This window comes from Corallococcus terminator, assembly GCF_003611635.1.
GTDB classification, from domain to species: Bacteria; Myxococcota; Myxococcia; order Myxococcales; family Myxococcaceae; genus Corallococcus; species Corallococcus terminator.
The window spans coordinates 1-9,473 of the sequence record NZ_RAVZ01000361.1 but is presented as its reverse complement, the minus strand read 5'-3'; the positions used below and the strand labels follow the sequence as shown (position 1 = coordinate 9,473).

At 71.2% G+C, this 9,473-nt stretch carries 8 protein-coding genes; 4 read left to right on the top strand and 4 right to left on the bottom strand.

The window, feature by feature from the left end:
* Positions 1-669, bottom strand: a 669-nt coding sequence (locus D7V88_RS34610) for a DUF2293 domain-containing protein (RefSeq protein WP_120544881.1), incomplete at its 3' end; no start/stop codon positions are given.
* Between the two features lie 122 nt (positions 670-791).
* On the opposite strand from D7V88_RS34610, the gene rnz reads away from it, so the two are divergent.
* Positions 792-1,715 carry a ribonuclease Z gene (gene rnz / locus D7V88_RS34605; RefSeq protein WP_120544880.1) on the top strand — a complete coding sequence of 308 codons (924 nt, stop codon included), beginning with the start codon at positions 792-794 and terminating at the stop codon, positions 1,713-1,715.
* A 31-nt stretch (positions 1,716-1,746) separates the two neighbouring features.
* Here rnz and D7V88_RS34600 read toward each other — a convergent pair whose 3' ends face one another.
* Entirely contained in the window at positions 1,747-2,271 is a 525-nt protein-coding gene (locus D7V88_RS34600) for a hypothetical protein (RefSeq protein WP_120544879.1), read from the bottom strand.
* Between the two features lie 211 nt (positions 2,272-2,482).
* Here D7V88_RS34600 and D7V88_RS34595 point away from each other — a divergent pair, with 211 nt between their 5' ends.
* Positions 2,483-3,256: a rhomboid family intramembrane serine protease gene (locus tag D7V88_RS34595; protein ID WP_120544878.1), complete on the top strand. Its 774-nt coding sequence runs from the start codon at positions 2,483-2,485 to the stop codon at positions 3,254-3,256.
* Between the two features lie 104 nt (positions 3,257-3,360).
* On the top strand, positions 3,361-4,773 hold the full coding sequence (locus D7V88_RS34590) for an NAD(P)/FAD-dependent oxidoreductase (protein ID WP_120544877.1): 1,413 nt from the start codon (positions 3,361-3,363) through the stop codon (positions 4,771-4,773).
* Positions 4,774-4,786: 13 nt separating this feature from the next.
* On the opposite strand, the gene D7V88_RS34585 is transcribed toward D7V88_RS34590, so the two are convergent.
* Positions 4,787-5,443: an HAD family hydrolase gene (locus D7V88_RS34585; RefSeq protein WP_120544876.1), complete on the bottom strand. Its 657-nt coding sequence runs from the start codon at positions 5,441-5,443 to the stop codon at positions 4,787-4,789.
* Between the two features lie 156 nt (positions 5,444-5,599).
* Between D7V88_RS34585 and D7V88_RS34580 the strand changes: the two genes are divergently transcribed.
* Positions 5,600-7,309: an amidohydrolase gene (locus D7V88_RS34580; protein WP_120544875.1), complete on the top strand. Its 1,710-nt coding sequence runs from the start codon at positions 5,600-5,602 to the stop codon at positions 7,307-7,309.
* A 78-nt stretch (positions 7,310-7,387) separates the two neighbouring features.
* Here the strand turns inward: D7V88_RS34580 and D7V88_RS34575 are convergent, their stop codons facing one another.
* A complete protein-coding gene (locus tag D7V88_RS34575) occupies positions 7,388-9,397 on the bottom strand; it encodes a hypothetical protein (RefSeq protein ID WP_120544874.1) in 2,010 nt (669 codons plus the stop codon).
* Positions 9,398-9,473 lie beyond the last annotated feature (76 nt).

Sequence of the window (9,473 nt, the reverse complement as noted above, 5' to 3'; positions counted from 1 at the left end):
GAGGAGGGCGGAGCAGAGCGGACATGCCGGCGGGGCGTGGGGGGTGTCCCGGCGGTGCAGGTCCAGGATGGCGCGGGAGACGTCCGCCAGTTCGCGGCGCACCTCGCGGCGGGCGCCCTTCACGCGCTGGATGCGCATGTCGTCGTAGCTCGTCGTCTGGTGGCGCATCCAGGCGATGACGGCGGCCTCGGCGCGGCGCTCGATGGGGATGCGCTCCGTGCGGGCCACGGTGCCGCTGCCCACGGGGGTGGCGTGCCCGGCGACGAGGACGGCCATGCGCTTGGCGTGGGGGAGCCACGCGGGGCTGAAGGCGAGGAAGCGCAGCACGGCGTTGGCGAAGTCGACCTCGTAGACCTCCTGCTCGCGCGCGCGGCGGTCGCGGCCCTGGGCCAGCTTCTTCGCGTATTCGGGGGTGGCGCGCTCCGCGTCGAGCACCGCGCGGGCGTGGACGATGTGGGCCTCCGGCGCCCAGACGCCCCGGGAGAAGAGCTTGCGGCCCACCTTCTCCACCACGGTCCAGGTGGGACCGGCGGCCTTCACGCGGCGGGTGAGGCCGGCGTCGCCGGGGGGAAGCAGGGCCCAGCCCTCGGGCACGGGGAGGAGGCGGCCGTCCTGGGCACGCACGCGGCGGGGGTCGGCCGTGGGGCCGACCGTCAAGGAATCAGGCATGGGGGGCTTTCGGGGGTCGGCTGCATAGCACGACCCTTCACACCCTGGTAAATGCCCCCGGGTGCGCGCCGGAGTGACGGGGCGCGTGCGCGGAGGCCTCACTCTTCGTGAGAAGCGCTGGCATGTCCCTTCTCAGGCTCACGTTCCTCGGCACCTCCGCCGCGCAGCCCACGCTGCATCGCGGGCTCTCCGGCCTCGCGGTGAAGGCGGACGCGGACCTGCTCCTGTTCGACTGCGGTGAAGGCAGCCAGCGGCAGATGGTCCGCTTCGGCACGGGCTTCACCGTGGACGTGGCGTTCTTCACGCACTTCCACGCCGACCACTACCTGGGGATCATCGGCTTCCTGCGCACCCTGGGGATGATGGGTCGCACCTCGCCCATGCACCTCTACGGGCCCGCGCCGGCGCGGCGGCTTTTGCACCAGGCCGTGCACCTGGGGCTGGAGTCCACGGCCTTCCCGGTGGAGATCCACGAACTGAAGGACGGGGACGTGGTGCGCCGGGGCGGCTACGCGGTGCACGCGGTGGGCGTGGACCACCGCATCCACGCGCTGGGCTACGTGCTGGCGGAGGACGACCGACCGGGGAAGTTCCACCTGGAGAAGGCGCGCGCGCTGGGCGTGCCGGAGGGGCCGGCCTTCGGGAAGCTTCAGAAGGGCGAAGCGGTGACGCTGGAGGACGGGCGCGTGGTGAAGCCGGAGGACGTGCTGGGCGAGGCGCGGCCCGGACGGCGGCTGGTGATTTCCGGCGACACGCGGCCGTGCCCCGCGCTGGTGCAGGCGTCGAAGGACGCGGACCTGCTGGTGCACGAGTCCACCTTCTCCGACGACGAGCAGGAGCGCGCGCAGGAGACGCGCCACTCGACCGCGCGCGAGGCGGGGCAGGTGGCGCAGTCCGCGGGCGCGAAGCGGCTCATCCTCACCCACCTGTCCAGCCGCCACGACACCGACCCCGGCAAGCTGCTCGCGCAGGCGCGCGAGGCGTACAAGGGGCCGGTCGAAGTGGCCTTCGACGGGCTCACCGTGGAACTGCCGCTGCGCGACTGACGCACCGTCGCGCGAGCGGCGTCCCGGCGCACTACTCGATCTTCTTCGCCTCGGCCTTCAGGGCGGCGGCGGCGTCCGGGTCCACCTTCTGGAGCAGCTCCCACTCCAGCTCCGTGTCGCGCCGCATCTGGGAGTTGTTGGGGCCGGTCGAGGTCTCGGTCGGCGCCGACGGGCGGCCGTCGGTGTTGTCGGCGGCGCGGGACTCGGAGCGATCCTGGCGCCGGAACTCGATGGCGCTCTGGCCGGGGCCGCGCTCGTAGCCGCGCACCAGGTAGCGCGCGAAGGCGGTGCCCAGCGAGGAGGCGGCGCTCGTCTGGAGCCATTCCGTCTGCGCCTCGAAACCCTCCTTGGTCTTCATCACGGAGAAGCCCTTCTCCTTCACCAGGGCGAGCGCCTCCGGCCACACCTCCGCGAGCGGCTTGCGGTAGACGTGCCCCAGGGCCTTGTCCTCCAGGTACGCCTGCTGACGGCGCGCGGCGCAACCGGTGAACGCGAGGGCGAGGGCGGACACCACGAGCAACGCCGCGGAACGGGACGACGACTTCAAGGGGTTCATGCTCCGGACTCCATGGAATGAAGACGACTCCGGAACATCCCCCGGTGCGGGGCTCCCCGCCAAGTGCCGGACGGTCCGGGGCGAAATGCCCCACGGGCGGCAACCATCTTTTGGCGTGCCGGGACGCGCTGGCACCATGCGTCCGGCGTCGCACATCCGCGCACGGGAGTCCGCCCACCGGGAGGACCGTGGGCCATGCTGGCGGGCGGCCATGATTCCCATCAGCGACGACAACCCGACCCTGCGCACCCCCGTGATGACCTACCTGCTCCTGGGGACCCTGGGGCTCGTCTGGGTGTTCTTCCAGGGCGCGGGCTTCAAGGTGGAGGCGATGGCCCGCAGCATCTGCGACCTGGGCCTCGTGCCGGGGGAGCTCACCGGGCGGTCTCCGCTGGGACAGGCGGTGCCGCTGGGCGACGGGTTCGCCTGCGTGGTGGACGCGGACGCCATCAACCGCCTCACGCCGCTCACCTCCATGTTCCTGCACGGGAGCTGGGGGCACCTCTTGGGCAACGTGCTGTTCTTCTGGGTCTTCGGCAACAACATCGAGGACAGCATGGGGCGCTTTCGCTTCCTCGTGTTCTACCTGCTGTGCGGGCTGGTGGCGGCGGCGGCGCACGTGGCGGTGGACCCCACGTCGCCGGTGCCCACGGTGGGCGCGTCGGGGGCCATCGCGGGCGTGCTGGGCGCGTACCTGGTGCTCTATCCGCGCGTGCGCGTGAACATGCTGTTCATCCTCTTCATCTTCATCCGCGTCATCCCCATTCCGGCCTGGGGCGTGTTGATCTGGTGGTTCGTGCTCCAGCTCATCACCGGCCTGCCGCAGCTCATGACGTTGCGGCCGGAGGTGTCCGGCGGCGTGGCGGTGTGGGCGCACATCGGCGGCTTCGTGGCGGGCATGCTGCTCATCAAGTTGTTCGTGAACCCGCGCTACGCCTCGCAGCGCACGCTGTGGCGGCACCGGATGCATCCCAACCACCCCTGAGCGCTGGCGGGCAGGGAGGCGGGCGCCCGGTGGTGGGGGGTGCGGACGCGGTGCATCGACCCGACATTCGAGGGTGATGTTCTTCGCGTCGTGAGGAGGCGGGCATGGGGGCGGACAACCAGTCGCAGGGGCTCTGCGTGCCGGCGGCCAGCGAGACCGGGCGCAAGCGGGTGCTCGTCCTGGGAGGCGGGTTCGCGGGGGTGTACGCGGCGCTGCACCTGGAGCGCCAGTTGGGGCGGCGGGACGACGTGGAGGTCACCATTGTCAGCCGCGACAACTTCTTCCTCTTCACCCCCATGCTCCACGAGGTCGCGGCGAGCGACCTGAACGCGAGCGCCATCGTCATCTCGCTGCGCAAGCTGTTGCCGCACCTGTCGTTCGTGGAGGGCGACCTCACCGGCCTGGACCTGCGCGCGAAGACGGCCACGGTGGCGCACGGCGGGCTGGACGGTCACAGCCACACGCTGGCGTACGACTACGCGGTGCTGGCCATGGGCTCGGAGACGAACTTCTTCGGCAAGCCGGGCCCGCGCGACCACGCGCTGACGATGAAGACGCTGGGCGACGCGATGCTCCTGCGCAACTGCCTCATCGACCGGCTGGAGGAAGCGGACGCGGACTGCATGACGGTGGGCGGGAAGAACCACGTCGTCACGTTCGTGGTGGTGGGCGGCGGCTTCGCGGGCGTGGAGACCGCGGGCGCCATCAACGACTTCGTCCACGGCGCCCTGCCCTTCTATCCCAACATCCAGCACGCCAACGTGCGCGTGATGCTGGTGCATGGCGGCAAGGAGGTGCTGCCGGAGCTGGGCGAGGACCTGGGCGCGTACACGCGCAAGAAGCTCATCGAGCACGGCGTGGAGGTGCGCACCGGCATCCACGTGCAGGACGTGACGGCAGCGGGCGTGGTGCTGCCGGACGGCACGCTGGTGCCCACCAAGACGGTGGTGTGGGCCGCGGGCGTCACGCCCCCGTCCCTCCTGGAATCACTGCCCTGCGAGAAGGAGCGCGGACGCCTCAAGGTGAACGAGCGCATGGAGGTGCCGGGCTTCCCGGGCGTGTGGGCGCTGGGGGATTGCGCGGCGGTGCCGGACCTCACGAACGGAGGCAGGCCCTGCCCGCCCACCGCGCAGCACGCGCTGCGCCAGGGCGTGGCGGTGGCGCGCAACGTGTGTTCGGCGCTGAAGGGACGGCCGGGCAAGGCGTTCCGCTACAAGATGCTGGGGCAGCTCGCGGCGATTGGCCGGCGCGCGGGCGTGGCGCGCATCCTGGGGCTGAAGTTCTCCGGCACCTTCGCGTGGGTCCTGTGGCGCACCATCTACCTGTCGAAGCTGCCGCGCCTGGAGACGAAGGTGCGCGTGGCGATGAACTGGACGCTGGACCTGATCTTCCGCAAGGACGTGGTGCAGCTCATCGGTCCCCGGGAGTTGGATCAGCTCACGCTTCCGGCGTTCCCGCTGTCCAGCCGTCAGCAGGTGCGGCACCTGCAAGCGCTCCAGCCACAGCCGCGGCACTGACGCCCGGGCGCGCTCAGGCCAGCGGCGGCAGGTGGGAGAGCAGTCGCTCCAGGTCGGGCTGGAGTTCGTCCGGCGTGGCGGTGGCCAGCTCCTCCGGGGAGTGGGTGCCCCACGTGACGGCGTAGGTGCGCAGCCCCGCGGCCCGGCCCGCGCGCAGGTCCAGCGTGGTGTCGCCCACCATCCACAGCCCTTCGGTGCCCAGCGCCGCGAGCGCACGGTGGAGCACGTCCGGAGCGGGCTTGTGCGGAAAGCCATCCGTGCCCTGCACGTGGTGCAGCAGCCCCTCCATCCCCAGCGCCTCCACGAAGCGCCGCGCCATGTCGCTGCGCTTGGTGGTGGCGACCGCCAGCAGGTAGCCGCGCTCGCGCAGCGTCCGCAGGGTCCGCTCCACGCCGGGGAAGGGCCGCGAGTGGTTGAGGAAGTTGAGCGGATAGTGCTCGCGGTAGGCCGCGCAGAGGCCGGTGACATGCTCGGGCGCGAACTGCGTGTACATCACGTCCAGCGGCTGGCCGATGAGGGCTCGCACCTCCGCGATGGAAGGCACCGGCAGGCCCAGGTGCGTGAAGCCGTGGAGGAAGCTGCCGATGATGTCCGGCAGCGAATCCACCAGCGTGCCGTCGAGGTCGAAGAGGATGCCACGGGGGCCCACAGTGTTCACGTGCCGCTGCATACGCGCTCTGGCGCTCCGGTGCACGCGTCCCGTGGGCCCGGTACCTCCGGGGGCCCTGTCCGGACGACTGGCCGCCGCACCGCTCGTACGGCAGAGTGCCGCGCGCGATGCCCCGGGCCCGGTGCCCGGGGCGGATTGCCAAGGGCGGGTGCTCGGATGATGCGAGGACGTTTCGGTCGGACCCTGGGAGCGCTGCTCCTGCTCGTGGGCGCGGCGGCGGGCTGCTCCCGTCGCGTGCCGGAAGCGACGCCCGCGCAGGAGGCCGTCTCCGGTGCGCCGACGGTGTACGTGGCGAAGCGGATCCGCACGTTGGATGCGTCGCGGCCCGTGGCGCAGGCGCTGGCGGTGCGCGACGGACAGGTGCTCGCGGTGGGCAGCCGGGAAGAGGTGCTCGCGGCGGCGGGCCCCGCCGCGCGCGTGGTGGAGCTGGGAGACGCCACGGTGGTGCCGGGCCTCACGGACTCGCATGGCCATCTGGCGGGGCTCGCGGGGGCGCTCGTGCGCGTGCGGCTGGAAGGCACCACGTCGCGAGATGAGGTGCGTTCGCGTCTGTCCAGCGCGCCGCCTTCCGCGTACCAGGGCGAGTGGCTGCTGGGCGGGGGCTGGGACCAGAACGACTGGCCGGAGAAGGCCTTCCCCACGCGCGCGGACCTGGACGCGGCCTTCCCGCAGACGCCCGTGGTGCTGGGGCGCGTGGATGGCCATGCGCTGTGGCTCAACGGCGAGGCGCTGCGCCGAGCGCGCATCGACAAGAACACGAAGGATCCGCAGGGAGGCCGCATCCTGCGCGGCCCGGATGGCGAGCCCACTGGCGTGCTGGTGGACAACGCGATGGAGCTGGCGGACGCGGTGCTGCCCCCGCCCACGGAGGAGCAGCGCGCGGCGCGGCTCAACGCGGCGCTGGAGCACTGCGCGCGGGTGGGGCTCACCGGCGTGCACGACGCGGGCATGGACCTGAAGACCTTCCGGCTGCTCCAGCAGTGGGACAAGGAAGGCCGCCTGCCCCTGCGCATCTACGCCATGGCGGATGGACAGACGGCGGACCGCGAGCAGTACCTGAAGGACGGCCCCTTCCAGGGCAAGCTCCTGACGATGCGCGCGGTGAAGCTCACCCTGGACGGCGCGCTGGGCAGCCGGGGCGCGGCGCTGAGCGCGCCCTACAGCGACGAGCCCGCCCACCAGGGCCTGCTCCTGCTGTCGCCGGAGGAGTACGCCGCGCGAGTTCACGCCTTCGTGGGACGCGGCTTCCAGGTGGCCACGCATGCGATTGGCGACCGCGCCAACACGCTGGTGTTGGACACGCTCCTCAAGGAGATGGAGGCCACCGGGAACAAGGAGGGCCGCCACCGCGTGGAGCACGCGCAGATCATGAGCCCGGAGGACATCACCCGGCTGGGCGCGAATGGCTTCGTCGCGAGCGTCCAGCCCACGCACGCCACCAGTGACATGCCGTGGGCCCAGGTCCGCGTGGGCCCGGAGCGCATCCAGGGTGCCTACGCGTGGCAGAAGCTGAAGGCCGCGGGCGCGGTCCTGGCGCTGGGCAGTGACTTCCCGGTGGAGCGGCCGGACGTGCTCGCGGGGCTGTACGCGGCCCGCACGCGTCAGGACGCCAGCGGTCAGCCTCCCGGTGGATGGCAGCCCGACCAGCGCCTGAGTGGCGAGGAGGCGCTGGAGGGCTTCACGGTGGGCGCGGCGTATGCGTCGTTCGCGGAAGGGAAGCGGGGGCAGTTGAAGCCGGGCCAGGACGCGGACTTCGTGGTGCTGTCGGTGGATCCGGTGGACGGCCCCGCGGCGGACCTGCTCACCGCGCAGGTGCGCCTGACGGTGGTGGCGGGCCGCGAGGTGTTCCACGCGGCCACGCCGTAGCCGGGACGTCCTTGCGAGGCGGAGGCCCTACGGCTTCCGCCTCGCAGCCGAGCGACGGGATGCGACGGAGGCGGAGGCCTACAGGTCCGCCTCGTAGCTGAGCGACTGGATGCGCTTGTTGACGTCCTCCTGGAGGCGGACGCGCTCCTTCTCGATGCGCTCCAGCTCGCCTCCAATGGCCTCCAGCCGGTCCTCCTGCGTGTTGAGCTTGGTGACGAAGCGCTCCACCAGTTCGCGCTGAGACGCACCGCTCTGGAGCGAGTCGATGTTCGAGCGGATCCGCTCCTGGTCGTTGAAGAGCTGGGTGCGCTCCTCGGACAGACGCTGGGTGTCCCGGGTGAATTGGGCCAGCTTCTCGCGCAGGGCCACCACGTCGCGCAGCACCTGGGCGACGCGCGCATCGATGAAGCGTGCGTCGAGGAAGTACGCCACCTGGACCAGCTCCAGGCTGCCGATGTGGTACTGGCGCTGGCCCTTGGTGCGCTCGGTGACGGTGAGCGTGTCGGAGGCGCCCGGGGCCAGCTCGCGCTTGAAGCGCCAGAAGCCGTCGGTGGTCTCCGCGGGGGCGTCCGTGTCCTTCAGGTCCCAGCCAGTGCGCGGGTGCTCCACGTAGAGCGTCTGGGCGCGCTTCGCCTTGTTGCGCACGAGGTACTTCGTGCGGCGCTGGTGGAAGAACTCGGTCACCAGGGTGCCCCGGTTCAACTGGGCGCGGAACACCGGGCCGTCCTCCTGGTTGTCGTCCACGGACACGGAGCAGGACAACTCCACGGCGTAGGGCACGAAGCGCACGTCGTCGGGCTTGAGGGTGTCGAGCATCGCCTCGCCCACGTACGTCTCATCCTCGGTGACGGTGACGGGGCCGCCCTCCAGCGTGAGGCCGGTGGTGTTCTTGAACTCGATGCACGTCATCGGGTTCTTCTCGCGCGTGGCGCGGTTGTAGAGCAGCACGCGGCGGCCCTCGAACGGACGGTGCAGGATGGGGACGAGCGCGCTCTGGTTGCGGTGCACCGTCACGGGGCGGTCCACGCCGTACTCGAAGAGGTCACCCACCTCCTTGGTCACGGTCTTCACGGCGGTGCTCTGCTCCAACTGCTCGCGCATCCCTCCCCGGCCTCCGCCCCCGATGCTCCTGCTGCGCATGACGGGGGCCGGCGCGGGGGCGGCCATGGGCATGAAGCTGGCGCTGGGAGCAGCCCCGCTGCTGCCATAGGCGCCGTCATCGGAGACCTCCGATTCGTCGTACGACTCGGACCGGGCCTCCTCGGGAATCACGGGCGCGACGCCCACCTCCGAGCGCACCTCCACGATGGGGCGGCGCTGGTAGCGGGGGTTGTAGAGGTCGTGGACGAAGGACACGGGGAGGCCGGCGATGAGCGACAGCTCCACGTCTACCCAGTCCTCGTCGCCGGTGTTGTCCACGAGCGCCCAGCCCTGGAGCAGCGGCGGCTGCGCCTCATCCAGGAGGATGCGGTAGCTGGTCTTCCACACGGGGGACTCCAGCACGTAGCTGACGAACAGCTCGCGCGTGCCCTCTCCGGCGGTGAGGATGGACAGCCGCTTGGAGTCCTTCTTGTACGAGGACATGACGGTGGCCAGGTAGAACTCCAGGTCCTTGCGCACGGCCTCGTCGAGGAACTCCAGCTCGCTGATCTCCAGCACGTCGAAGGTGCGCAGGGCGGAGCCGACGAGCAGCGTGAGGAAGGGGCGGATGACGCTCGCCTCGCCCTGGACGACGGGGAGGGACTCCAGGCCGACGATGGCGCCCTCCACCTGCCCGCCGCCGATGCGGGCGCGGACGCGGGCGCCCTTCACCTGACCGAGCAGCGCGGTGAGGCTGCCGTGTTCGGGGATGCGGATGGTGGCTTCGGAGAGGAGCTGCTCCAGGGGCTTGGTGGAGTCGTAGCTCACGGCGGAGACGGAGCCGCCGGACAGGTCCAGCACGGTCATGGACTTGAGCACGTCGTTCATGTCGCGCGCCTTGAAGTCCAGGTGCGCGGTCTCGCTGTCCGTCACCTTGCCCCGTCGCTCGAAGTAGCCGACGCCGTGTTTGTAGAGGACGACGCGGCGGATGGAGAGGGGCGAGGGCATGCGTGGGACTCCGGAGGTGATGGATGGACCTGACGGAGGTCTAGCAGTGCTGGGGTGGGGGCTTCCACTGGGAGTG

Coding starts and splice junctions, on each gene's coding strand:
- D7V88_RS34600 (WP_120544879.1), bottom strand. CDS start 2,271: ATGAACCCCTTGAAGTCGTCGTCCCGTTCCGCGGCGTTGCTCGTGGTG.
- D7V88_RS34595 (WP_120544878.1), top strand. CDS start 2,483: ATGATTCCCATCAGCGACGACAACCCGACCCTGCGCACCCCCGTGATG.
- D7V88_RS34590 (WP_120544877.1), top strand. CDS start 3,361: ATGGGGGCGGACAACCAGTCGCAGGGGCTCTGCGTGCCGGCGGCCAGC.
- rnz (WP_120544880.1), top strand. CDS start 792: ATGTCCCTTCTCAGGCTCACGTTCCTCGGCACCTCCGCCGCGCAGCCC.
- D7V88_RS34575 (WP_120544874.1), bottom strand. CDS start 9,397: ATGCCCTCGCCCCTCTCCATCCGCCGCGTCGTCCTCTACAAACACGGC.
- D7V88_RS34585 (WP_120544876.1), bottom strand. CDS start 5,443: ATGCAGCGGCACGTGAACACTGTGGGCCCCCGTGGCATCCTCTTCGAC.
- D7V88_RS34580 (WP_120544875.1), top strand. CDS start 5,600: ATGATGCGAGGACGTTTCGGTCGGACCCTGGGAGCGCTGCTCCTGCTC.